Source organism: Mycobacterium sp. 1164985.4 (assembly GCF_001668575.1).
Lineage (GTDB): Bacteria > Actinomycetota > Actinomycetes > Mycobacteriales > Mycobacteriaceae > Mycobacterium.
The window spans coordinates 1-632 of record NZ_LZMD01000023.1; the positions used below are offsets into that span (position 1 = coordinate 1).

The window sequence follows — 632 nt, forward strand, 5'->3', positions numbered from 1 at the left end:
ATGAACAAGGACGACATGATCTTGATCAGCGTCGATGATCACATCGTCGAGCCGCCCGATATGTTCAAAAATCATCTGCCGAAGAAGTACATCGATGAGGCGCCGCGGTTGGTGCACAACCCGGATGGGTCCGATACCTGGCAGTTTCGTGACACGGTGATCCCGAATGTGGCGCTCAACGCGGTGGCCGGTCGGCCGAAGGAGGAGTACGGGCTGGAGCCGCAGGGTCTCGATGAGATCCGGCCCGGGTGCTGGCAGGTCGATGAGCGGGTCAAGGACATGAACGCCGGCGGGATTTTGGGGTCGATGTGTTTTCCGTCGTTTCCCGGATTCGCCGGCCGGTTGTTCGCGACTGAGGATCAGGAGTTCTCGCTGGCGTTGGTGAAGGCTTACAACGATTGGCATGTCGAGGAGTGGTGCGGGGCCTATCCGGCGCGGTTCATTCCGATGACGTTGCCGGTGATCTGGGATCCGAGCGAGTGCGCCAAGGAGATCCGGCGCAACGCCGCCCGGGGTGTGCATTCGTTGACGTTCACCGAGAACCCGGCGGCGATGGGGTATCCGAGTTTTCATGATTTCGAGCATTGGAAGCCGATGTGGGATGCGTTGGTCGACACCGAGACGGTGCTCAA

Annotated in this window: 1 protein-coding gene; it reads left to right on the forward strand. The window is 60.1% G+C overall.

Annotation, left to right across the window (positions count from 1 at the left end):
- Nucleotides 1-632 (forward strand): amidohydrolase family protein (locus A5650_RS03440; protein ID WP_156743989.1); only part of this gene is annotated, 632 nt, incomplete at its 3' end.